Origin of the sequence: Serinicoccus marinus DSM 15273, from assembly GCF_008386315.1 — a bacterium.
In the GTDB taxonomy this organism is placed as follows: Bacteria; Actinomycetota; Actinomycetes; order Actinomycetales; family Dermatophilaceae; genus Ornithinicoccus; species Ornithinicoccus marinus.
Map to the genome: position 1 here is coordinate 2,565,853 of NZ_CP043808.1, position 20,814 is coordinate 2,586,666.

Genomic DNA, 20,814 nt, shown 5'->3' on the forward strand with positions numbered 1-20,814 from the left:
GCACCACCGCACCGAAGGAGACCGATCATGGTCGAGCACCACGACGACGAGGCACTGCACCGGCTGCGCGCCAGCGACCCGGCCACCGGGTCGCACCCGGACCTCTCCCGACTGCGCGCGCTGGTCGAGCACAAGGCGCCCGCGAGCGGGAGCACCGGCGCCGACTCCGCCGCCCGCGTCGACGACCTGCTCCGGGACCCGGTCATCCGGGCACCGTGGGTGGCGGCCGCATGCATCGGGGCGCTGGCGATCGGTGGCGCCGGGTATGCCGTCGGCGCGCAGCGCGGCCCCGGCACCCTGCTCGTCGCGGGCCAGGACTCGCTCCTGGGCGCCGCCGGGGCCGGCATGGACGCCGGGCTGAGCGCGGAGGTGGCCGGGTCGTCCTACGCGAGCAGCGGCTCGGTCGACGCCGACCCGGAGCCCTACGACCCCGGCCCCGTCCGCCTCGTGGCGGCCCCCGGCCTGTCGCAGGAAGCCACCACCGCGCCCATCTCGGTGCTGCGCAGCGAGGAGGACCCCGAGGCCTTCGTCTCGGCCTGGGCCGAGACGTTGGGCATCGACGGGGTGCCGATGAAGGTGGACGCCGAGTTCCTCCCGGAGGGCGACGTCGGGCTGGCCGAGGCCGACAGCGGGCGGATGCTCATGGCCTCCACCGAGGGCGGCGGGTTGCACGTGTCCTACACCGACATGTTCGCCTCCCCCGACTGCCGGGAGAGCTTCGCCTACGCCGTGGGGGAGGAGCGCGAGATGCTCGCCGAGTACTGGGAGGCGACCTTCGGGGAGGGCACCCCGCTGCCGACCGCCGACGACTGCCGCGAGACGACCGGCGAGCGCCCCACGGACGAGCAGGCCGAGGGCGCGGCGCGCGACTTCCTCGCGCAGGCGCAGATCCCCACGGACGCCTTCACCTTCGTGGTGAGCGAGTACGACCGGAGCACCCCCTTCGCCCACGTCGAGGCGGCACCTCCCGGCGGCGCCTACGGGCCGAAGCACATCAGCCTCACCGTGGGTCCGGAGGGCGTCATCGCCGCCTACGCGGGGCTGGGCGAGATGGTCCCGATCGGGGACTACCCGGTGATCTCCCCCACGGAGGCCGTGGAGCGCTACGGCGAGAAGGAGTTCTCGCAGGAGTACGGCGTGCAGCTCCCCGAGGACCTCGAGGACACCCGGCCGTCCGGGACGGGGACCACCTTCGTCGCACCCGACCTGCCCGACGCCCCGGAGGTCGAGGACGGCATGTCGCTCCCGCTGCTCCTCAAGGACAAGGAGGTCACCGGCGCCGAGCTCGTGCGGGGCACGATCTACACCCACTCGGGCAACATGGAGGTCCCGGTGTGGGAGCTGTCGACAGGCGACGGCATGACCTACCCGGTGATGGCCGTTGCCGACGAGTCGATCGACTGGATCGCCTGGGAGTGACCGAGCCGGTGGGACGATGGCGGGCGTGACCTCGGCCATCCTCCCTCCCCTGCTCCCCCGCCCGCCGGCCCTGGTGCTGCGCGGGCACATTTTCGACAGCGGCCGCCCGGCCGTGATGGCCATCGTCAACCGCACCGCCGACAGCTTCTGGGCCGGCAACCGGCACAGCGCCCTCGACGACGCCCTGGCCGCGCTGCACGCCGCCGTCGAGCACGGTGCCGACATCATCGACGTGGGCGGGGTCCGCGCCGGTCAGGAGGGCGAGGAGGTCGGCGCCGCCGAGGAGTTGGACCGGGTCATGCCGTTCCTCGAGGCGGCGCGGCAGGCATATCCGGATCTGGTGCTGTCGCTGGACACCTGGCGCAGCGAGGTGGCCGAGGCCGCGGCCGGGCTCGTCGACCTGGTCAACGACACCTGGGCCGGGCACGACCCCGAGCTGGTGCACAGCGCGGCGCGGGCGGGCGCCGGCGTCGTCGTCTCGCACACCGGCGGGTTGCCGCCGCGCACCGACCCGGTCGACGTGCGGTATGCCGACTCCCGGGGTGACGACGAGCTGGCCGTGGTCCGTGACGTCCTGGCGGTGCTCGCGCGGGGCGCGCAGGTAGCGGTGCAGGCGGGGGTGCCGCCCGAGCGGGTGCTGGTGGACCCGACGCTGGACTTCGGCAAGACGACCCGGCACTCGCTCACGACGCTGCGGCACACCGAGGACGTCGCGGCCCTGGGCTACCCGGTGCTGCAGGCGCTGTCGCGCAAGGACTTCGTCGGCGAGACCCTCGACCTGGAGGCCGACGACCGGCTGGAGGGGACGCTCGCGGCGACCGCCGTCGCCGCCTGGCTGGGCACCACGGTCTTCCGCGCCCACGACGTGCGAGCCACCCGGCGGGCGGTCGACATGGTGGCGAGCATCCGCGGCGACCGTCCCCCGGCCCGGGCCGTCAGGGGCGAGCCCGGCCGGCACCGAGCACCGGCGGGCGCCGGGCATACCTGACCGGTGCGCGGCTCCGGCGCCTGAGCACGCCCGGCGAGGGGTCGGGTCAGAGACGCTCGATGCCCGGCTGACCGGACTGGGCCATCTGCTCCAGGCGGGCGATCCGCTGACCCATCGGCGGGTGCGTGGCGAACATCTTCGTGACGTCGCGGGCCCGGAAAGGGTTGGCGATCATCATGTGGCTGGCGTTGACGACCTGCCGCTCGGGCGCGAGCGGCGCCTGCTGCGTCCCGGCTTCGAGCTTGCGCAGCGCGGAGGCGAGCGCGAGCGGGTCACCGGTGAGCTGGGCGCCGTCCTCGTCGGCGTCGTACTCCCGGGTGCGGCTGATGGCGAGCTGCACGACGGTCGCGGCGAAGGGAGCGAGCAGCGCCATCGCGAGCATGGCCAGCGGGTTGCCACCGTTGTCGCGGCTGCCGCCGAAGAAGAAGGCGAGCTGCGCCACCGAGGTGATGACACCGGCGATGCCGGCCGCGACCGAGCTGGTGAGGATGTCGCGGTTGTAGACGTGCATGAGCTCGTGCCCGAGGACACCGCGCAGCTCGCGCTCGTCGAGCAGGTGCAGGATGCCCTCGGTGCAGCAGACCGCGGAGTTCTGCGGGTTGCGCCCGGTCGCGAAGGCGTTGGGCGCGGCGGTCGGGCTGACGTAGAGCCGGGGCATGGGCTTGCCCGCCTGCTGGGACAGCTCCTCCACGATGCGGTACATCTGCGGCTGCTGCTCCCGGGTGACCGGCTGGGCCCGCATGGCGCGGATCGCCAGCTTGTCCGAGTTCCAGTAGCTGTAGAACGTCGTCGCGAGACCGAACAGGGCGAAGATCCAGATCCAGCTGCCGCCGAGGAGCGCACCCATCCCCAGGAAGATCGCCCAGATGGCGCCGAAGAGGAAGGTCGTCTTCAGCCCGTTGTAGTGCTTGTGCATGTCAGATCAACGACGGGGCGTCGTGCCGGTGTTCCCGAGGTATGCCTGTCGGTGCCTGCGTGCCGAGCCCGGGTGACCGGGACGTACCCAGTGGCCCACTTCGGTCGGCATACCAGGCCTGATCGGGCGCACAACTGGGCCACTCGGTGCTCCGGGGCAGGCCCCGGAGGTCAGATGACGCCGATCGGGGCGATGCTGCCGACCACGAGGGCGGCGGTGAGCAGGCCGACGAGCACCCACAGCCGGACCGGGACATCGGGGCCGGGCGGCTCGCCCGTCTGCTGCGCCGCAGGCTCGTCCCCGCTCTCCTGCGCCTCCGGCTCGTCCCCGGTCTCGTCGCCCGGCACGCTCCCCCGGCTCGCCCGCGCGCGGACAGGCCGGCGGGCCGACCGGCCCCCCTGGGCGGCGAGCACGACCAGCCAGCGCAGGTAGACCGCGATGCCGAGGGCGATGTTGACCGCCGCGACGACCGCCAGCCACCACGTCTCGTCGCCCAGGACCGGGCGCAGCGCCACCACCTTGGCGACGAGACCCGCGATCGCCGGTGGCAGGCCGGCCAGCGTCAGCAGGGCCAGCCCGAGCGGCACCGCGAGCAGCGGCCGGTCCCGGAGGAGACCGCGGTGCAGCTGCAGCGTCGTGGACCCCGCCGCGGGCGACGCGCCCTGCGTCCCGTCGGAGGCGCTGTCCCGGACCAGTCCGGCGACGGCTGCCACGACCACGAAGGCCAGCAGCGTGGCGGTCAGGTAGACCACGAGGTAGGACCCGGCGGCGCTGGCGGCCCGCGTCGACAGCGAGGCCAGCGGCAGCAGCACCCAGCCGGCCTGCGCCACGGTGGACCACGCGAGCAGCCGCACCGCGTCCTGCTGCACCAGCGCCACGAGATTGCCCACCGTCATCGACGCCGCTGCCAGCAGCGCCATCGCGACCAGGGTGGTCCCCTCGACCGCGCCGAGCGCACGAACGACGACCACCAGACCGCCGAGGGCAGCCACCTTCGACACCGTGGCCAGGTAGGCCGTCACCGGTAGCGGCGCCGCGGCATACGTGATCGGCGTCCACGCGTGGAAGGGCACGGCGGACACCTTGAACGCCAGGCCTGCCACGAGCAGCACCGCGGCCAGCACGAGCAGCTCGGGGTGCGGCGCCGAGGGTAGGCCGGTGAAGCGGGTGTGGCCGGTCGCCGCGGCCCAGAAGGCCGCGCCCAGCGCGAGCAGCCCGAACGAGACCAGCGAGGTCGTCAGCAGCGCGACCGCGCCGTCCACGGCCCGCGCGCGACGGGGCGCCGCCCAGGTGGTGCGCACGAGCGCCACGAGCACGACCGTGGGCAGCGTGGCCAGCTCGAGGGAGACCAGCAGCGAGCCGAGGTCGCCAGCCGCGCCCGCCCCCCCGGCGGTCGCTGCCAGCAGCAGCGCGAGCACCACGGGCGCACGGCCCGTCGGCTCCGGCCCGCCGTCGCGGCCCGGTGCCGACCAGTCGGGCCAGGCCAGCACCAGGACGACCAGTGCGGCCAGCAGCGCCGCCAGCTGGAGCGCGGAGACGAGGTCGTCGGCGGCGTAGGCGCACCAGCCGTCCGGCAGGCACAGCGCTCCGCGGCGGTCCCCGGGAGGCAGCAGGAGGCCGGGCACCGCCGCAGCCGCACCGGCCAGCAGGCCGGCGCCGCCGAGGTAGAGGTGCGGTGTCCGCCGTCCCGGGAGCGTCACGTCCAGCACGAGCACCAGCACCGCGGCCACCACGGGCGCGAGCACCGGCAGCAGCGCCAGCAGGTCGAGCTGCAAGATCATCGCGCGAGCACCCCCTCGACGAAGGGCGCTGTCACCGACAGCAGCACCGTCGGCAGCAGGCCGAGCAGCAGCACCAGCACGCCCAGCAGGCGCAGGGCGGTCCGCTCGGTCCGGACGGCGTCGGGGATGCGCGGCTCGACCCGGTCGCCGAACCACACCTCGCGCAGCACCCGGACGGTGTAGGCGACGGCCAGCGCACCACCGACCGCGCCGACCACCGCGAAGGCCCGGAACCAGCCCTCGGGCCGGTCCGGCGCCGGCGACCACGCCGCCAGCAGACCGCCGATCTCACCCCAGAAGACCGCCAGCCCGGGCAGCCCGCTGGAGGCCGCCATACCGACCATCAGCGCCAGCCCGAGGTGCGGGGTGACCTCGCGCAGCGCCGCGTGCCGCAGGGTCAGGTCCGCGCTGCCCCACCGGTGCTTGAGCCCGCCGACGACGACGAAGAGCAGGGCCGAGACCAGGCCGTGCGCGACGTTGCCGAAAAGCGCCGCCTGCAGCCCGGCCTGCGTCCCGGAGGCGATCCCGAGGACGACGAAGCCCAGGTGCGCCACCGAGGACCAGGCGATGAGCCGTTTGAGGTCGCGCTCGACGAGACAGATGAGCGAGGCCCAGACGATGCCGGCGACCGCGAGCCCGGCCAGCAGCGGCGCCCAGGCGGCGAAGCCCTCGGGCACCACCGGCACGACCAGCCGCACCATGCCGTAGGTCCCGAGCTTAAGCAGGACCGCCGCGAGCAGCACCGAGCCGGCGGTGGGGGCCGTGGCGTGCACCCACGGCAGCCAGGTGTGCAGCGGGAAGACGGGGACCTTGAGCGCCAGCCCCACGAGCAGGGTCGCGGCGATCGCGAGCTGCGAGCCGCGACCCAGGGTGGCGCCCCCCTGCGCCGCCCACACCTGCAGGTCGGTGGTGCCCAGCGCCGTGGCGAGCGCGAGGATGCCGAGCAGCACCAGCGAGGAGCCGACGACGGTCACCAGCAGGAACCGCAGCGCGGCGCCGTCCCGGTCGCTCCCGGGGTCGCCGTGCCGGGCCACCAGCAGCCACATGGGCACGAGCACCAGCTCGAAGCCGACGAAGAAGAGCAGGGCGTCCCCGGCGAGGAACGCCAGCAGCGCCCCCAGGAGCACCAGCAGCAGGCAGGCGTGGTAGCTGGCCAGGCCCGGCACGTCGACCCCGCGCACCACCGGGATGGGCGAGGTGGGGTCGCTGTCCTCGAGGTCGACCGCGACAGTGCGGGCCTCCCGGGCCGGGTGCAGGTGGAGCGCTGTGGCCACGACGCCCACCACCGCCGTCAGCAGCAGCAGCGGCACGGACAGCCCGTCCGGCCGGAGGGTGAACCACACGCCGAGGCTCGGGATCCAGCTCACCTCGACGACGGGGCGGTCCAGCGCCACCCCGGCCACGCCGAGGGCGCTGACCACCGCCGCCGCCACCGAGCTGCGGTGCACCGCGCGGTGCCCGGGCTGCTCGGGCCAGCGGCCCACCACGAGCAGCATCACGGCGGCGAGGAGGAGCGGGGCGAGCGCGAGGGCATACCACCAGGCGCCCAGGTCGGGCACCAGGGCGAGGACGTCGTCCCGCACCCGGCTCAGCGTCCCGGTCACGCCGTCACCACCCCGATCGCCGCCAGCAGCAGCATCCCGGCCAGCACCAGCGCCAGGCCCGGCGTCGCCCGCCGCGGGCTGGTGAGGTCACCGACCCGGCCGAGCGGTCGCGCGCCGGCCCCCAGACCCCGGACCCAGGCGTCGAGGACCTGGTCGTCGAACCACGCGACGCCCCGCGCCAGGGCGAGCACCGGCATGGCGACGAGCACGCGGTAGGCGGCGTCGGCGTGCAGGCCGCGCTCGGCGGCGAGGCTGGCCGCGCCCGGTATGCGTGCTGCCGCGTCGCGGGTGCGCACGCCCCCCGCCGCGAGCCGGACGAGCAGCGCGCTCACCAGCATGAGCAGCAGCGTCGCCGCAGTGAGCTGCAGGTCGAGCGCGACCTGCGGCCCCCAGACCGGCAGCAGCGCGACCAGCCCGCCGAGCAGGGTCATGATCATGAGGAAGGAGGTGCCCATGCGGGCGGAGGAGCTGATCGCGGCCTCGGCCCGCTCCACCCCCTCGGCCTCCTGCAGCACCTGCGGCTCGTCGAAGAAGTCGTCGATCCGCTGCACCGGGCCGGGGTGGTAGGTCTGCGCCAGGCCCTGCACCGCCGTCGGTCGGCTCAGCACCAGCCAGGCGCGCATGCAGTAGGCCGCCGTGAGCGGTGCGCTCGCCCCGACCGAGGCCAGGACCAGCACGGAGACCAGACCCCCGGCCGCACCCGGGCTCGTGCCGGCCTCCGCGGTGCCGAGAATGAGCTCCTTGGAGAAGAAGCCGACGAAAGGCGGCACCCCGGCGAGGGCGAGCAGGCCCCAGCCGAACCGGTGCCGCAGGACCCGGTAGCGCCGGGCACCGGAGGCGACCAGGGCCATGGCGGTGCCGCCGACGAGGACGCCCAGCCAGCCGGTGGTGAGGAAGAGCAACGCCTTGAACCACGCGTGCGCGACGAGGTGCTGCAGCGCCGCGTCCGGGCCGGTGGCCGGGGTGGCGGCCGCGAGCACGGCGAGCATGAGCGCGACCTGGCTGACGGTGGACCAGGCCAGGAGCCGTTTGAGATCGCCCTGCGCGAAGGCCAGGACGGCGGCGCCGATCATGGTCACGCACGCCAGCACCGCGAGCAGCATGCGCGCGGGGCCGGAGAGGACGAGCAGCCCGAAGAGCTGGGTCAGCACCACGGTGCCGGCGGCCACCATCGTCGCCGCGTGGATGAGCGCGGAGGCCGGCGTCGGTCCCTCCATGGCGTCCGGCAGCCAGTCCTGGAAGGGGAAGAGCGCCGACTTGCCGGCGACGCCGAGGACGAGCAGGCACAGCGCCGCCGTGAGCGTGGGCGAGGTGCCGGCCTCGGCCCAGTGCTGCACCACCTCGGTCGTGCGGGTGGTCCCGGCACCGGCGGCGAGCACGACCAGGCCGAGGACGAAGCCGATGTCGGCCGTGCGGGTCACCAGCAGCGCCTTGCTCGCCGCGCGCGCCGCGGCCGAGCGCGTCGACTGGTGCCCGATGAGCAGGTAGGAGCACCAGCCCATCACCTCCCAGCCCACGAGCGTCAGCAGCAGGTCGTCGGAGTGGACGAGCAGCAGCATCGCCGCCGTGAAGAGCGACACGGTCGCCGCGAACGGTCGGTAGCGGGGGTCGTACCAGAGGTACCACCGGGCATACCCCTGGACGACGAGGGCCACGGCGGCGACCGTCGCCGCGACCAGCGCCGTCGGCCACGTCACGAGGAGGCGCAGCGGCGCCTCGAGGTCACCGAGCCACAGCGCTCCGATCGTCCCGACGTCGCGCTGCGCGCCCTCGATCCGGGTGAGCGTGTAGAGCTGCCACGTCGTCGCCACGACGGCCACGAAGGAGCCACCGACCCCGACCCAGGCGGCGAGCCGGTTGGAGCGTCCGGTCAGACCGAGCCCGGCGAGCGCGGCCAGCAGCGTGGCCAGGACCGCCCAGTGGGCCGGGGCGCCCCACAGGTCCGGCATGGGCAGGTCGGGCAGCGGCAGCTCCGGCAGCTGCAGCTCGGACCAGGGCAGGTCGGGCAGCTCAGGCACGCTCCCCCACCTCCCGGGGTCGGGACCGTCGAGCTCCGCGTGCAGGTCGACGTGGCCGCGGGCGCGGAAGAGCGCGAGCAGGACCGCGAGCGCGACCACCACCTCGGCGGCCGCGATCGTGATGACGAAGAGGGTCAGCACCGCGGCTCCCGGGTCGCCCGCCGCGCCGGTCTGGGCGACCGTCACCAGCAGCAGGCCCGCCGCGCCGAGCAGCAGCTCGACCCCGATGAGGACGAGGACGGCGTGCCTCCGGGCGAGGATGCCGTAGGCGCCCAGCCCGGCCAGCAGGGCGGTGAGCAGGTAGGGCAGGGCGGGGCGGATCACGCGTCCTCCCCCTGCACGGCCTCGACCTCGGGCGGCGGGTCGGGCCGATGGCTGGGATCGTCCTGGCCGCCGACCGGAGCGCGGGCCACCGCCACCGCCGCGACCAGTGCCGTGAGCAGCAGGACCGAGAGCAGCTCGAACGGCCAGACGTCGGTGCCGAAGATCGTGGCGGCCACCGCCTCGTTGCCGGCACCGTCGACCGGCACGCTGCCCCACCCGAAGGCGGAGAGCAACGCCCCGCCGAGCACGACCGTCGTGCCGCCGCCGACCAGCCCCGCGGCCACCCGCTGCGGCACCGACGTCACGACCGGCACGCCGCCGGAGCGGGTGAGCATGAGGGCGAAGAGCACGAGCACGACGACGGCACCGACGTAGACCAGCAGCTGGACCAGGGCGACCAGCTCGGCCCCCAGCACGAGGTAGCACCCGGCCAGGCCGCCGAGCGTCACCACGAGCCACAGGGCGGCGTGCAGCACCTGCCGCGAGGACACCGCCAGCAGGGCGGCGCCGGCGGTCACCAGCCCGACGGCGCAGAAGAGGACGTCCAGACCGCTCACGGCCCGTCCTCCGCAGCGGGCAGCGCGCTGTCGGGCACCGTGTCCATGAAGGTGCCGAGCCGCTCCTTGTCGTGCAGCAGGTTGCGGATGTCGCCTTCGGCGTAGGCGAAGTCCGGCGCCCAGAAGAGGGCGTCGAAGGGGCATACCTCGATGCAGATGCCGCAGTACATGCACAGCGAGAAGTCGATGTCGAAGCGGTCGAGCACGTTGTGCGAGCGCTCGCGACCCCCCTCGGTCTCCGCGGGCAGGCTCTCCTTGTGCGAGTCGATCGTGATGCACCAGTCCGGGCACTCGCGGGCGCACAGCATGCACGACGTGCAGTTGTCCTCGAGCAGCGCGATGACGCCGCGGCTGCGCTCGGGCAGCTCGGGCTCGGTATGCGGGTACTGCGCCGTGTGCGCGCGCCGGGTCGCGGTGCGCCCGTCGTCGCCAGCCCCCGCAGCAGGCCCGTGACGCCCCTCATGCGAGGACCACCACGCCGACGCCGGTGATCGCCAGCTGCAGGAGCGCGAGCGGCAGCAGCACGAGCCAGGCCAGGCGCTGCAGCTGGTCCTCGCGCACCCGCGGCCAGGCGACGCGCAGCCACAGGATGAGGACCGCGACCCCCGTCGCCTTGAGCAGCGTCCACAGCGCCGACGGCGCCGATGTCGCCCCAGGGTCCGCGCCACCCGCCGAGGAAGAGCACGGTGAACAGCAGTGCCATGACGACGATGCCGGCGTACTCGGCGAGCAGGAAGAAGGCGAAGCGCAGCCCGGTGTACTCGGTCAGCGGGCCGAAGACGATCTCGGAGTCGGCGACCGGCGCGTCGAACGGGGTGCGCTGCAGCTCGGCGACGCTCGCGGCGAGGAAGACGAAGGCCGCCGGCGCCTGCCAGGCGAGCCACCACCAGGACCACTCCTGGACGATCCCGGTGAGGGAGAGGGTCCCGGCGGCCATGGCCACGCTGGCCGCCGCCAGCACCAGCGGCAGCTCGTAGGACACCAGCTGCGCGCCGGCGCGCAGGCCCCCGAGCAGGGAGTACTTGTTGCCCGAGCCCCACCCGGCCATGAGCGTGCCGATGACGCCGACGCTGGTCACCGCCAGCACCAGCAGCAGGCTGGCGGGGACGTCGACGGCGACCCAGGTGGCGGCGAGCGGGATCGCGGCGAGCGCCACGAGGTAGGGGATGAGGGCCACCGCGGGCGCCAGCCGGAAGACGGGACGGTCCGCGGCCGCGGGCACGACGTCCTCCTTCTGGGCGAACTTGATGCCGTCGGCCACGAGCTGGCCGATGCCGTGCGGACCGGCCTCCATCGGCCCGAGCCGTCCCTGCATGTGGCCCATGAGCTTGTGCTCGAGCTGGCCGACCGCCAGGGGCAGCACGAGGAAGGCCGCGAGCACGCAGGCGGCCTTCAGCCCGGCCTCGAGGGCCCACGGGAGTTCGGCGAGCATCGCGTTCACCCTAACGACTGGCACCCACGACCTGCGGGAGCCGCACCGCAGGGCTGACCGGCCCGTATGCCCAGACCGACCGCGCGGTCTGCGCGCAGCGTGCGCGGGGGTGGTTGACGCAGCACGCGCGGGCGTCCGGGCATGACGTCAGATTGGTTGGCGGTGACGTCATAGTGATGTCACTATGCCGTCATGGATCTGTCGCCCTACCTCGAGGCCGTGTCCGAAGACCTGGCCCGCTCGACCGCGCTCGCCGACGAACCCACCCGCGAGGTGGTGCGGCGCCTCGTCCCCTCGATCGAGCCCGCGGTGCGGCTCGCACTGGTGCAGGCGCTCTCCGACGCCGCCGCCGCGATCACCGCCGAGCTGGATGACGCGGTCGTCACGCTTTGCATGGACGGCCGGGACCCCGCGCTGGAGGTCCGGCAACTGCCCTCCCCCGCAGAGACCGACGACCCGGAGCGCGGCGTCCGCGGCGGCGACGAGGAGGACGACGACGACGACAAGGGTCGTGGCACCGCGCGCCTCACTGTCCGGCTGCCCGAGACGCTGAAGCGTCGGGCCGAGGCCCGGGCCGAGCAGGCGGAGACCTCGCTCAACACCTGGGTCGTGCAGACGCTGCGCCGGGCGACCGACTCCTCCGTCCAGGGCGCCGCCGCCGACCTCGGCGCCGCCATCCGCAGCAGCGCCACACCGACTCCCCGCCGGGTCACCGGCTGGGCCTGAGAGGACACCATGAGCACCACGGCACAGAGCACCAGCACCTACAGCTTCACCGAGGACGACCTCGTCCACGTGGAGGTCAAGAACCACCGCGGGGACATCGCCGTCGTCTTCGACGCACCGGAGGGGTCGGCCGAGATCACCCTGAGCTGCGCCCGCCCGGTGGACTTCGGCCCCGTGACGGCGGTCGCGCAACGAGGTCGGGTGCTCGTCGACGTGCCCGCGCTCGTCGACCCGGAGGGCCCGGGCCGGGGCTTCTCGGTGTCGATCGGCTCCTTCTCCTTCGGCACCGGCCACGAGGCGGTGCACGTCGAGGTGCACCTCCCCCGAGGACCGAGCTGAAGACCAGCACGAAGAACGGCGACATCGTCCTCCAGGGCCTCGGCGGTGCGGCCACGGTCCGCTCCGGCTCGGGAGACCTGTCGCTCGAGGAGGTCGGCATGCTGAGCGCGTCGACCGGCTCCGGCGACGTCCGCATCGGCCAGCTCCGCGCCGGCTCGGTCACCACCGGGTCCGGCGACGTCGTGCTCGACGAGGCCACCGGGCCGGAGTCCCTGGAGGTGCGCTCGGGCAGCGGCGACCTGACCCTCGCCCGGACGGCGCAGGACACCACCGTCACGACCGGCAGCGGCGACGTCGACGTCGCGCACTCCCGGGGAGAGCTGTCGGTGCGCACCGGGACCGGCGACGTCCGGGTGCGGGTGCGCCGGGGCATACCCGTGTGGCTCGACCTGTCCAGCGGGCTCGGCCAGGTCCGGCGGGACGTCGAGGGCGTCGGCGCCCCGGCCGAGGACGAGGACTTCCTGCGCGTCGGGGTGCGCACCGGCACCGGGGACATCACGGTCCAGCACTGACCCCGGGCACGATGGGGGTATGCAGATCCGCCCCCTCACCCTCGACCACACCGATGCCGCGGCCCGCCTCTGGGAGCAGGGCGGTCTCACCCGACCGTGGAACGACCCGCGCGCCGACTTCAGGACCGCGGTGCAGGGACCGGCCTCCGAGGTGCTGGGGGCGCTGGCGTCCGACACCCTGCTCGGCACGGTCATGGTGGGCCACGAGGGGCACCGCGGGTGGCTGTACTACCTGGCGGTCGACGCCGAGCGTCGCGGCGCCGGGGTCGGGCGGGCGCTGGTCGCGGCGGCGGAGCGGTGGATCGTGGACCAGGGCATCCCCAAGGTCATGCTCATGATCCGCGCGGAGAACGACGCCGTCCGGCGCTTCTACGCCGGGCTGGGCTACGTCGACCAGGAGGTGTCCGTGCTCGGTCGCTTCCTCGACGACGACCTGCAACGGCTGCGGCAGGGCGTCGACGGGTGGGTCGGTCCGGGCGCGTAGGTCAGCCCGCGCGCGGCCCCCAGGACGGGTCCGGCACCCCGGGCGGGAGCAGCCGCTTGCGTGGTCGCCGCGGCCGTGCCGCCGCTGACGACGGTCCGGCCCCCTCGCCCGAGCCCTCCCCCGGCTCCTTGGCGCCCGGCCACGGCTTGGAGGCACGCGCCCCCAGCACGAAGTAGTTGCGCAGCGGGGTCCCCTCGAAGCCCTCCGGCAGCAGCAGCGGACGCAGCCCGAGGCCGGTGCCGTCCTCGAAGCCGGTGAAGCCGACCCCGAACATCTCGTGCGTCTCCCGCTCGTGCCACGCGGCGCCGGCGAAGAGGTCCGTGACCGAGGCGAGCGACCCGCCCTCCGGCACCCGCGTCCGCAGCAGCAGCCGACGCAACTCACCCGGACCACGTCGGCTCGCGTCGATGAGGTGGCAGAGGACGTCGACACCCGGCTCCTCACCCGGCTCGGTCTCCGCCTCCCCCGCCTCCTCCGCGTCCTCCCCGTCGGCCTCGTCCACGCCGGAGAGCCAGTCGAAGAAGGCATACCCCTCCGCCCGGGCCGCACGCACGGCCTCGTGCCACTCCTCCACGCGGACGCGGCGGGTGTCGAAGACCGACGTCGCGGGCGGACATGGCCCAGACCTTAGCCCGCCACGTCGCGGCGGCGGGTCACCCGGCCACGGTTGAGCAGCGATCGCCGCCGGCTGGCAGGGTGAGGTGCAACTTCTCTGTCGGTGCCACCGACAGACCCCGTGACACCATTGCCTGCCTGACGAAGGAGAAACCCATGCGACGTACTCCTACCTGGTGCCGCTCGTGCTGGTCGGAGCCCTGACGCTCTCGGCGTGCGAGGGCGAGGCTGCGCAGTTCGAGGACGATCCGGGCCCCTCGGCCTCGCAGGCCGAGGACAACCCCCAGGACGCGGCCCAGGAGGATCAGCCCGACGACGGGGGCCAGGAGTCGGCGAGCGCCGACGCCGAGGACGAGGCCGACGTCGAGGCCGACTCGGCGGCAGCGGCCGGGGTCGACGTCAACGACGTCGGCGAGCCGCTGGCCACCGCGACCATCCCGGCCACCGTCCAGGGGGACGAGGACGCCACGCTGGAGGTGGCCGTGCACAGCATGGTCCGCGACGGGGACGTCGTCCACGGCACCTTCTCCTTCCAGGTCCAGAGCGATGCGCGCGGGGTCGCGCCCGCCTGGATCTACAGCTACCTGGGTAGCCGCAGCTGGCAGCCCTACTTCGTGACACCGTCAACCTGACGCGGCACGACGTGGTGTCGGGGACGGGGGTGAAGGCCGCCACCAGCTCCCAGGAGGTCAAGTTCCTCCCCGGGCAGACGATCTACGGCTACGCGGTCTTCGCCGCCCCCCCGCCGGACGTCACCGCCGTCACGCTGAGCCTGGTCGAGGGCACCCCCACCGTCGAGGTCGAGCTCCGGTGAGCGGCATCGCCACGGCGGCACTGGCGGCGGCGCTTCTCTCCCCGCTCCCGGCCCACGGCGCCGACCCGGCGACTCGGTCGAGGACGCGCTGCGATGGGTCACCCCGACGTGCTCGCGGCGAGCGTGACGTCGCTGGACCCCCAGGTCGTCCAGCTGGTGGAGGAGATCACCCCCGTCGAGACACGCTCCACCGAGGGTGAGGAGACGGTCATCTCGCTCGCCTCTGACGTGCTCTTCGAGTTCGGCGAAGCCGACGTCACGGGCGCCGCCGAGGACAAGATCACCGAGCTCGTCGCCGACGTCCCGGACGGCGCCACGGTGCAGGTGCACGGGCATACCGACAGCATCGGCACATCCGAGGACAACCAGGAGCTCTCCGAGGAGCGAGCCGACACGGTGGCGCAGATCATCGGCCGCTCCCGCCCCGACCTGCAGCTGGAGGTCGAGGGCTTCGGCGAGGACGAGCCGGTCGCCCCCAACGAGGAGGGCGGCGAGGACGACCCCGAGGGCCGGGCGCTCAACCGCCGGGTGGAGGTCCGCTTCGAGAGCTGAGGCACGGTCTGCCCGCCGCGCGTGGGCGGGCGCGCTAACCTCCCCCCATGGACGAGGCCAGTGCTGCGGTCGCCGCCGCAGTGCAGGCCGGGGACGACCTCACCGCCCGCTCCCTGCTGCGGGACACCCCGACCGCCGGCCTCGAGCACCACCTGCAGGCTCTGGCGGGGCTGGCGGCGGACGGCTCGAGACTGGCCACCGAGCTGCTCCTCGAGCAGCTCGACACCTCCGGGATGGTGCGCCGCTTCGTGCGCAGCTCGCTGCTCGACGCCGCCGCGGTCGACGACGTGTGCCAGGACACCCTCATCTCGGTCGCCAGCTCGATCGGCTCCTTCCGCGGCTCCGCCCGGGTGTCGACGTGGGTGCACAGCATCGTGCGGCGCCGGGTGGTGGACCACCTGCGACGGCAGCGGGCCACCGCTCCGCTGCCCCCGGAGCAGGAGGCACCCGCGCAGCGGATGAGCTCGATGCTGGCGACCCGCACCACCGTGCGCGAGGCGCTGGGATCGCTGCCCGACCTCTACCGTGAACCCGTGACGCTGCGCGACGTCGAGGGTCTGACGTATGCCGAGATCGCCGGTCGGCTCGACCGCAACCTCGGCACGGTCAAGGCGCAGATCGCGCGGGGCCGGGCCCTCGTCGCCGGGGCGCTGGACCCGTCGGAGTGGACCAGCCGGTGACGACGGCAGGAGGCCGGCTGTCGGTGGGGCGCTACGCCCTGGACGAGGTGATCGGCGTCGGCTCTTTCGCGACCGTCTACCGGGCCACCGACGACCGGCTCGACGCCACGGTGGTCGTCAAGATCCTCGCGGAGAACCACAGCCTCAACCCCGAGGTACGCGAACGGTTCATCGCCGAGGGGCGGGCGCTGCGGCGGGTGAGCAGCGCGCACGTCGTGACGCTCTACGACCTGGGCGAGAGCGAGCGGCAGCAGCCCTACCACGTCCTGGAGCACGCCGACCGGGGCACGTTGGCGCAGCGGGTGCGTGAGCTGCGGGCGGAGGGGTGGACCGCCTCCCCGGCCGAGGTGCTGGTGCTGGCCCGGCAGCTCGCGACCGCGCTGGCCGCGGTGCACCGGGCCCAGCTCGTGCACCGGGACCTCAGCCCGGCGAACGTCCTGCTCACCTCGCTGGACATCACGGACCCGCCGGACTCCCGCCGGGCGGGGCTGCGGCTCGTGCGCGAGGACGAGCAGGTCCTCGTCGCCGACCTCGGGATGTGCAAGGACCTCGCCATCAACTCCGGCCTCACCGTCGCCGGCGGCACGACCGGCTTCCGCGCCCCGGAGATGCAGGCCGGTCCCGCGATCGTCGACGGCCGGGCGGACCTGTACTCGCTGTCGGCGCTGCTCGCCTGGGTCTGCGAGGACGCCAACCTGCCCGAGGCGCTTGAGCGGGCGCTCGCCCGGGGCCGGGCGACCGACCCCGCGGACCGGCAGCCGGACGTGCCCGCCTGGCTCACCTCCGTCGAGGAGGCGCTCGATCCCTCCCCGCCCCGGGCGGGCCTGCCGTCCGCCGCCCCGGAGGGGCCGGCACAAGAGAGCAGGCCCGCGCGGGCCGGCCTCGTCCGGACCGTCGCCGCCGCGCTCGCGGCGCTCCTGCTCCTGCTGGGCGGGGCTGTGCTCGGGCGGATGACCTCCGGACCGCCCGAGACGACCACGACCGCCACCATCGGCATCGCGGGGCCCGACGAGCTGACCACCGGCACCAGCGCCACCTTCAGCATCGAGCAGGAAGGGCTGCGCTCCTGGGTGTGGCTCCTGCCCGACGGCCGCTACCTCAGCGACGAGGAGACCGTGACGCTCACGCCGACCCGCGCCGGTCGGGCCCGGCTCGTGATCACCGGTCGGGACGAGCAGAACCGCGAGGTCCGTGTGGCCCGCGACCTGGTGGTCGACGCCGACGGCGGCTGATCTTCGTCGCCTCAGGGCTGCGGCGGAGGCGCGACCAGGTCGCGGGTGACCTCGGCTCCGCTCACCGGGCGGTCGGCATACCGCCCGCCGTGGCGCGCCCGCGCCCGTCCCGGTGTCTCGGCGGCGATCTGCTCCTGCAGGGTGACGATGCCGTGCAGCAGCGCCTCCGGGCGCGGCGGGCAGCCGGGCACGTAGACGTCCACCGGGATGAGCTGGTCGACCCCCTTGGTCACCGAGTAGCTGTCCCAGTAGGGACCGCCGGAGTTGGAGCAGGCGCCGAAGGAGATGACGTACTTCGGCTCGGGCATCTGGTCGTAGAGCCGCCGGATGACCGGCGCCATCTTGTCCGTCACGGTGCCCGAGACGACCATGAGGTCGGACTGTCGCGGCCCGGGGGCGAAGGGGATGACACCCAGCCGGATGAAGTCGTGGCGCGCCATCGAGGCGCTGATGAACTCGATCGCGCAGCACGCGAGGCCGAAGTTGAAGACCCAGAGGGAGTACCGCCGACCCCAGTTGAGAACGACCTGGACCGCGCGGGGCGCCTTCTCGACCGGCGCGCCGACGCGCGGCGTCGGCAGGCTGGTGGTCTGCCCGCTCCCGGGCCTGGGCTCGCTCACCTCACCACCACCGCAGCAGCCCGCGCCGCCACACGTGCAGCAGTGCCACGACGAGGACGCCGATGAAGATCGCCATCTCGACCAGGCTGGCGGGGCCGAGGTCGGTGCGGAGCACCAGCGCCCAGGGGAAGAGGTAGACCGCGTCGACGGCGAAGACGACGTAGAGCAGGGCATACACGAGGTAGCGGACGCTGCCCTGCTCCCAGCCGCTGCCGACGGGGTCGACGCCGGACTCGTAGGTGGTGACCTTGGCCGGGGTCGGGTCGCTCGGCGCCAGCAGCCGCCCGGCGCCGAAGGCGGTCGCGACCAGGGCCACGCCCAGGAGCGTGACCAGCGCGACGACGAGGTAGTCGGACATCGCCGTCAGACTAGCCGGGACCCTGCGCCAGGTGCTGGAGGCCGGCCTCGACGATCGTGATCGCCCGGAGCTCGTCGACGGGCTCGCCGCTGGCGGTGAGGACGACGAGCACGACCCCCTCGGGCGGGGAGGCGTCGGGGTCGCCGTCGGGCTCGGAGGTCTCCAGATAGAACGAGAGCGCCAGCACGCCCGGCACGGAGCCGCCCTTGAAGGCCTGGTAGGCGACGCCGTCGGGCGGGGTGAGGCCGGGGTTGACGGCGAGGATGTCGCGCACCGGCCCGGCCTGCTCGGTCCTGGCCTGCAGCTGCAGCCGGGCGTGCAGCGCGCAGACCTCGGCGCCGGTGAGGAACCAGTCGGCCCCGCTCTCCCAGACGGGCTCGGTCACCGACCCCGGTGCGAGGTCCAGCTCCTCGGGCAGGTCGGCCAGGATCGCCTCCCGGCGCTCGGGGACCTGCGCCTCGGACCAGCGGTCCCGCACCTCGCTGTCCACCTGCCACCCGAGTTGGAAGAGCTGCCGGGTCGTGGGCACCGGCATGATGCGCGTCGGGTCGACCCCGGCGGTGAGGGCGCTCTCGCGCAGGGCGCGCTGGCCGACGGCCTCGATGAGCAGGTCGGTGGCGGTGTTGTCGCTGATCGAGATCATCAGCTCGGCGGCCTCGCGCACGGTGACCGTTGACCCGTCCTCACGGTCCTGCAGGACGCCGGAGGGCAGGCTCTTCATCTCCGGGATGATCGTCAGCTCGTCCTCCCAGGCGAGCTCCCCCTCGATGACGGCATCGGCCACCGCCGCGAGCACCAGCAGCTTGACAACCGACCCGGTGGGGTAGGCGGCGTCGGCGGGGTCGAGGCCGGCGGTGGTGTGCTTGACCTCGCAGTCGCCGTTGCCGACGTGGCCGACCACCACCTGGCTCACCCCGCCGAGTTCGGCCAGGGCGGCGTCGAGGTCGGCCCACGAGTCGATCTCGGGCGGCTCGCCGGAGGTGTCCGGCTGGAAGAGCAGGGTGCTGATCCGCCCCTCGTCGTCGAGCCCGAGGGTCATGACGAGCGGCTGCTCGGCGGCGTGCAGGGTCAGCGTCGCGGTGCGCCCGACGCCGTCGCTCTGCCCGGACGAGGTGACGGTGTAGGGGGCCGCGCCGCGCAGCCCGGCGAAGATCGCACCGAGCTGGATCACCGAGGCCTGCTCCAGGAAGGTCGGCGCGAAGCGCTGCACCGACTCCTCGGCGGCCGGCCCGCGGGCACCCTCCTCCAGCAGCCCCAGGACCCACTCGGTCTGCTCCAGGAGCTCCGCGTCGGCGATGCCCTCCGCCGGGTCGACCGGCTCGGCGGCCTGCCTGGCGAGGGCGGGGTCAGCAGGGGACGTCGTGGCGGAGGCGGGCTCCGGCGGCGCAGCGGTCTGCACGACGAGCGGCGGGGTGGTCCTCGCAGCCATGTCGTCGTCGTACTCCCGGGTGCAGGAGGCTGTGGTCACGAGGAAGGCGCCCGCGAGCACGGCACCGAGCATCCGCCGCATCACGCACCTCCCTGGTCGCCTGCTCCTATCTCAGCACGCCGCCGCGCGCAGCGCCTCGGCGGCCTGCACGGCATACCCACCGCCGAAGAGGAGGACGTGCACGAGGAGCGGGACGGTCTGGAACACCGGGACCCGCTGCTCCCACCCGTCGGCCAGCGGCAGGTCCTCGACGTAGGCCGCGAAGACCCGTCCGCTGAAGCCGCCGAAGAGCTGCATCATCGCCAGGTCGACCTCCCGGTGGGCGTGGTGGGCGCACGGGTCGATGAGCCAGCTGTGGCCGCGTCGGTCGATGAGCCGGTTGCCCGCCCACAGGTCGCCTTGGACGAGGGTCGGCGGCTCGACCGGGCCCAGGTGCGCGGCGCTGAGCCGCTCCGCGTCCGCGAGGCTGCTGGGGTCGAGCTGCCCACGCTCCACGCACTCCCGTGCCAGCGGGACCACCCGGCGCTCGAGCCAGGACTCGGCGAAGGTGTCGGACGGGGTGAGGTCCACCGGGCAGTCGCCGAGGTAGGCCGTCGGCTCGCCGTCGAGCGCGCCGTAGCGCTCACCCGTGGTCCGGTGCAACGCGGCCAGCTCGCGCCCGAAGGCCTCCTCCGAGGCGGCGGTGCGGCGACCGCCCGCCTCGACCCGGTCGATCGTGATGCCCTCGTCGGACACCTCCCGCACGGCGGGCACCCGCGCCCCCGCGGCGGCGAGCGCCCGCAGCCCCATCGCCTCGCGGTCGAAGAACAGCGGCGGCGCGCCGGCGCGGGTCTTGGTGAAGGTCTCGCTCATCACCCCACCCTCGCAGGCCAGGCCCGGTGAGAGAGTGAGGGCATGCACCTCATGACCGTCTGCCTGGGCAACATCTGCCGCTCACCTGCCGCCGAGGCGGTCCTGACCGCCCGGCTCGAGGAGGCCGGGCTCGACGACGTCACCGTCAGCTCGGCCGGGACCGCGGACTACCACGTCGGTGAGCGCCCGCACCCGCAGTCGAGCGCCGAGGGCGAGAGCCGGGGGTATGCCTTCACCAGCCGCGGCGCGCGGTTCGACGCCGCCGACTTCGACACCGCCGACCTCGTCCTGGCGATGGACTCCTCCAACGAGGAGGACCTGCTCGCGCTCGCGCGGACTCCCGAGGACGCGGCCAAGGTCGTGCGGCTCGGGGCCTTCGCGAGCGAGGTGGAGGAGAGCGGGGTCCGCGACGTCCCGGATCCGTGGGGCCAGTCCCGCGAGGCCTTCGTCGCGATGTACGACCAGGTCGAGGATGCCGTCGCCGGGCTGGTCGCCGCGATCGAGCAGGGCCGGGTCGAGGAGGTCCTCGCCGCCTACCGCGCGACCCGCTGACGACCTCGGC

Annotated in this window: 23 protein-coding genes and 1 pseudogene; 12 read left to right on the plus strand and 12 right to left on the minus strand. The window is 74.1% G+C overall.

Annotated elements, in window-relative coordinates:
• Positions 1 to 27 precede the first annotated feature (27 nt).
• Both FU792_RS12275 and folP read left to right on the plus strand, forming a co-directional pair.
• The gene (locus FU792_RS12275) at positions 28 to 1,419 is read left to right on the plus strand and encodes a hypothetical protein (protein ID WP_028131061.1); all 1,392 of its coding nucleotides are present in this window, start codon (positions 28 to 30) and stop codon (positions 1,417 to 1,419) included.
• A 16-nt stretch (positions 1,420 to 1,435) separates the two neighbouring features.
• A complete protein-coding gene (gene folP / locus FU792_RS12280) occupies positions 1,436 to 2,407 on the plus strand; it encodes a dihydropteroate synthase (protein WP_022925238.1) in 972 nt (323 codons plus the stop codon).
• A gap of 46 nt (positions 2,408 to 2,453) precedes the next feature.
• On the opposite strand, the gene htpX is transcribed toward folP, so the two are convergent.
• The 7 genes and pseudogenes from htpX to nuoH all read right to left on the minus strand — a co-directional run bounded on the left by htpX (position 2,454) and on the right by nuoH (position 11,039).
• Positions 2,454 to 3,323 (minus strand): zinc metalloprotease HtpX, encoded by an 870-nt coding sequence (gene htpX, locus FU792_RS12285; protein WP_022925237.1) that lies wholly within the window; start codon positions 3,321 to 3,323, stop codon positions 2,454 to 2,456.
• 170 nt (positions 3,324 to 3,493) lie between these two features.
• The gene (locus FU792_RS12290) at positions 3,494 to 5,104 is read right to left on the minus strand and encodes a proton-conducting transporter transmembrane domain-containing protein (RefSeq protein WP_149814796.1); all 1,611 of its coding nucleotides are present in this window, start codon (positions 5,102 to 5,104) and stop codon (positions 3,494 to 3,496) included.
• Entirely contained in the window at positions 5,101 to 6,708 is a 1,608-nt protein-coding gene (locus FU792_RS12295) for a complex I subunit 4 family protein (RefSeq protein WP_022925235.1), read from the minus strand. Before FU792_RS12295 ends, FU792_RS12290 begins: the two co-directional genes overlap by 4 nt.
• The gene (gene nuoK / locus FU792_RS12300; RefSeq protein WP_149814797.1) at positions 6,705 to 9,050 is read right to left on the minus strand and encodes an NADH-quinone oxidoreductase subunit NuoK; all 2,346 of its coding nucleotides are present in this window, start codon (positions 9,048 to 9,050) and stop codon (positions 6,705 to 6,707) included. Before nuoK ends, FU792_RS12295 begins: the two co-directional genes overlap by 4 nt.
• Entirely contained in the window at positions 9,047 to 9,607 is a 561-nt protein-coding gene (locus FU792_RS12305) for an NADH-quinone oxidoreductase subunit J family protein (protein WP_022925232.1), read from the minus strand. Before FU792_RS12305 ends, nuoK begins: the two co-directional genes overlap by 4 nt.
• On the minus strand, positions 9,604 to 9,915 hold the full coding sequence (locus FU792_RS12310) for a 4Fe-4S binding protein (protein WP_238705982.1): 312 nt from the start codon (positions 9,913 to 9,915) through the stop codon (positions 9,604 to 9,606). The genes FU792_RS12305 and FU792_RS12310 overlap by 4 nt, the downstream gene beginning before the upstream one ends.
• A gap of 151 nt (positions 9,916 to 10,066) precedes the next feature.
• Positions 10,067 to 11,039: pseudogene (nuoH, locus tag FU792_RS12315) on the minus strand (NADH-quinone oxidoreductase subunit NuoH).
• Between the two features lie 192 nt (positions 11,040 to 11,231).
• Here nuoH and FU792_RS12320 point away from each other — a divergent pair.
• The 4 genes from FU792_RS12320 to FU792_RS12335 are packed head-to-tail and all read left to right on the plus strand — an operon-like array spanning position 11,232 to position 13,100.
• Positions 11,232 to 11,765, plus strand: a complete 534-nt coding sequence (locus FU792_RS12320; protein ID WP_052327842.1) for a toxin-antitoxin system HicB family antitoxin — start codon at positions 11,232 to 11,234, stop codon at positions 11,763 to 11,765.
• A gap of 9 nt (positions 11,766 to 11,774) precedes the next feature.
• Complete coding sequence (locus tag FU792_RS12325; RefSeq protein WP_149814798.1) at positions 11,775 to 12,104, plus strand: hypothetical protein; 330 nt, start codon at positions 11,775 to 11,777, stop codon at positions 12,102 to 12,104.
• A gap of 23 nt (positions 12,105 to 12,127) precedes the next feature.
• On the plus strand, positions 12,128 to 12,616 hold the full coding sequence (locus tag FU792_RS12330; protein WP_275100782.1) for a DUF4097 family beta strand repeat-containing protein: 489 nt from the start codon (positions 12,128 to 12,130) through the stop codon (positions 12,614 to 12,616).
• Between the two features lie 19 nt (positions 12,617 to 12,635).
• Positions 12,636 to 13,100, plus strand: a complete 465-nt coding sequence (locus tag FU792_RS12335; protein WP_022925228.1) for a GNAT family acetyltransferase — start codon at positions 12,636 to 12,638, stop codon at positions 13,098 to 13,100.
• Position 13,101: 1 nt separating this feature from the next.
• Here the strand turns inward: FU792_RS12335 and FU792_RS12340 are convergent, their stop codons facing one another.
• On the minus strand, positions 13,102 to 13,674 hold the full coding sequence (locus tag FU792_RS12340; RefSeq protein WP_149814800.1) for an NADH-quinone oxidoreductase subunit C: 573 nt from the start codon (positions 13,672 to 13,674) through the stop codon (positions 13,102 to 13,104).
• A gap of 217 nt (positions 13,675 to 13,891) precedes the next feature.
• Between FU792_RS12340 and FU792_RS16810 the strand changes: the two genes are divergently transcribed.
• From FU792_RS16810 to FU792_RS12360, 5 genes are all read left to right on the plus strand, one after another.
• Positions 13,892 to 14,347: a hypothetical protein gene (locus FU792_RS16810; RefSeq protein WP_161600251.1), complete on the plus strand. Its 456-nt coding sequence runs from the start codon at positions 13,892 to 13,894 to the stop codon at positions 14,345 to 14,347.
• Between the two features lie 11 nt (positions 14,348 to 14,358).
• The gene (locus FU792_RS16815; RefSeq protein ID WP_161600252.1) at positions 14,359 to 14,529 is read left to right on the plus strand and encodes a hypothetical protein; all 171 of its coding nucleotides are present in this window, start codon (positions 14,359 to 14,361) and stop codon (positions 14,527 to 14,529) included.
• A 93-nt stretch (positions 14,530 to 14,622) separates the two neighbouring features.
• Positions 14,623 to 15,081 (plus strand): OmpA family protein, encoded by a 459-nt coding sequence (locus FU792_RS12350; RefSeq protein WP_149814801.1) that lies wholly within the window; start codon positions 14,623 to 14,625, stop codon positions 15,079 to 15,081.
• A gap of 47 nt (positions 15,082 to 15,128) precedes the next feature.
• Positions 15,129 to 15,761 carry an RNA polymerase sigma factor gene (locus FU792_RS12355; RefSeq protein ID WP_084485177.1) on the plus strand — a complete coding sequence of 211 codons (633 nt, stop codon included), beginning with the start codon at positions 15,129 to 15,131 and terminating at the stop codon, positions 15,759 to 15,761.
• Positions 15,758 to 16,993, plus strand: coding sequence for a serine/threonine-protein kinase (locus FU792_RS12360; RefSeq protein ID WP_028131058.1), 1,236 nt, complete (start codon positions 15,758 to 15,760; stop codon positions 16,991 to 16,993). The genes FU792_RS12355 and FU792_RS12360 overlap by 4 nt, the downstream gene beginning before the upstream one ends.
• A gap of 11 nt (positions 16,994 to 17,004) precedes the next feature.
• On the opposite strand, the gene FU792_RS12365 is transcribed toward FU792_RS12360, so the two are convergent.
• Genes FU792_RS12365 through FU792_RS12380 form a run of 4 tightly spaced genes read right to left on the minus strand, consistent with a single transcriptional unit; the run spans position 17,005 to position 20,252 of the window.
• Positions 17,005 to 17,613 (minus strand): NADH-quinone oxidoreductase subunit B, encoded by a 609-nt coding sequence (locus FU792_RS12365; RefSeq protein WP_022925222.1) that lies wholly within the window; start codon positions 17,611 to 17,613, stop codon positions 17,005 to 17,007.
• Between the two features lies 1 nt (position 17,614).
• On the minus strand, positions 17,615 to 17,971 hold the full coding sequence (locus FU792_RS12370) for an NADH-quinone oxidoreductase subunit A (protein WP_022925221.1): 357 nt from the start codon (positions 17,969 to 17,971) through the stop codon (positions 17,615 to 17,617).
• A gap of 10 nt (positions 17,972 to 17,981) precedes the next feature.
• On the minus strand, positions 17,982 to 19,481 hold the full coding sequence (locus FU792_RS12375) for a serine hydrolase (RefSeq protein ID WP_022925220.1): 1,500 nt from the start codon (positions 19,479 to 19,481) through the stop codon (positions 17,982 to 17,984).
• 30 nt (positions 19,482 to 19,511) lie between these two features.
• Positions 19,512 to 20,252: a fructosamine kinase family protein gene (locus tag FU792_RS12380; protein ID WP_238705983.1), complete on the minus strand. Its 741-nt coding sequence runs from the start codon at positions 20,250 to 20,252 to the stop codon at positions 19,512 to 19,514.
• Between the two features lie 42 nt (positions 20,253 to 20,294).
• Between FU792_RS12380 and FU792_RS12385 the strand changes: the two genes are divergently transcribed.
• Positions 20,295 to 20,804 carry a low molecular weight protein-tyrosine-phosphatase gene (locus FU792_RS12385; protein WP_022925218.1) on the plus strand — a complete coding sequence of 170 codons (510 nt, stop codon included), beginning with the start codon at positions 20,295 to 20,297 and terminating at the stop codon, positions 20,802 to 20,804.
• Positions 20,805 to 20,814: the final 10 nt, after the last annotated feature.

Bases quoted from the DNA above. Each gene is read 5' to 3' on its own strand.
- FU792_RS12275 (WP_028131061.1), top strand. From the start codon at position 28: ATGGTCGAGCACCACGACGACGAGGCACTGCACCGGCTGCGCGCCAGC.
- folP (WP_022925238.1), top strand. From the start codon at position 1,436: ATGGCGGGCGTGACCTCGGCCATCCTCCCTCCCCTGCTCCCCCGCCCG.
- htpX (WP_022925237.1), bottom strand. From the start codon at position 3,323: ATGCACAAGCACTACAACGGGCTGAAGACGACCTTCCTCTTCGGCGCC.
- FU792_RS12290 (WP_149814796.1), bottom strand. From the start codon at position 5,104: ATGATCTTGCAGCTCGACCTGCTGGCGCTGCTGCCGGTGCTCGCGCCC.
- FU792_RS12310 (WP_238705982.1), bottom strand. From the start codon at position 9,915: ATGCTGTGCGCCCGCGAGTGCCCGGACTGGTGCATCACGATCGACTCG.
- FU792_RS12320 (WP_052327842.1), top strand. From the start codon at position 11,232: ATGGATCTGTCGCCCTACCTCGAGGCCGTGTCCGAAGACCTGGCCCGC.
- FU792_RS12325 (WP_149814798.1), top strand. From the start codon at position 11,775: ATGAGCACCACGGCACAGAGCACCAGCACCTACAGCTTCACCGAGGAC.
- FU792_RS12335 (WP_022925228.1), top strand. From the start codon at position 12,636: ATGCAGATCCGCCCCCTCACCCTCGACCACACCGATGCCGCGGCCCGC.
- FU792_RS12350 (WP_149814801.1), top strand. From the start codon at position 14,623: ATGGGTCACCCCGACGTGCTCGCGGCGAGCGTGACGTCGCTGGACCCC.
- FU792_RS12355 (WP_084485177.1), top strand. From the start codon at position 15,129: ATGGACGAGGCCAGTGCTGCGGTCGCCGCCGCAGTGCAGGCCGGGGAC.
- FU792_RS12370 (WP_022925221.1), bottom strand. From the start codon at position 17,971: ATGTCCGACTACCTCGTCGTCGCGCTGGTCACGCTCCTGGGCGTGGCC.
- FU792_RS12375 (WP_022925220.1), bottom strand. From the start codon at position 19,481: ATGCGGCGGATGCTCGGTGCCGTGCTCGCGGGCGCCTTCCTCGTGACC.
- FU792_RS12380 (WP_238705983.1), bottom strand. From the start codon at position 20,252: ATGAGCGAGACCTTCACCAAGACCCGCGCCGGCGCGCCGCCGCTGTTC.
- FU792_RS12385 (WP_022925218.1), top strand. From the start codon at position 20,295: ATGCACCTCATGACCGTCTGCCTGGGCAACATCTGCCGCTCACCTGCC.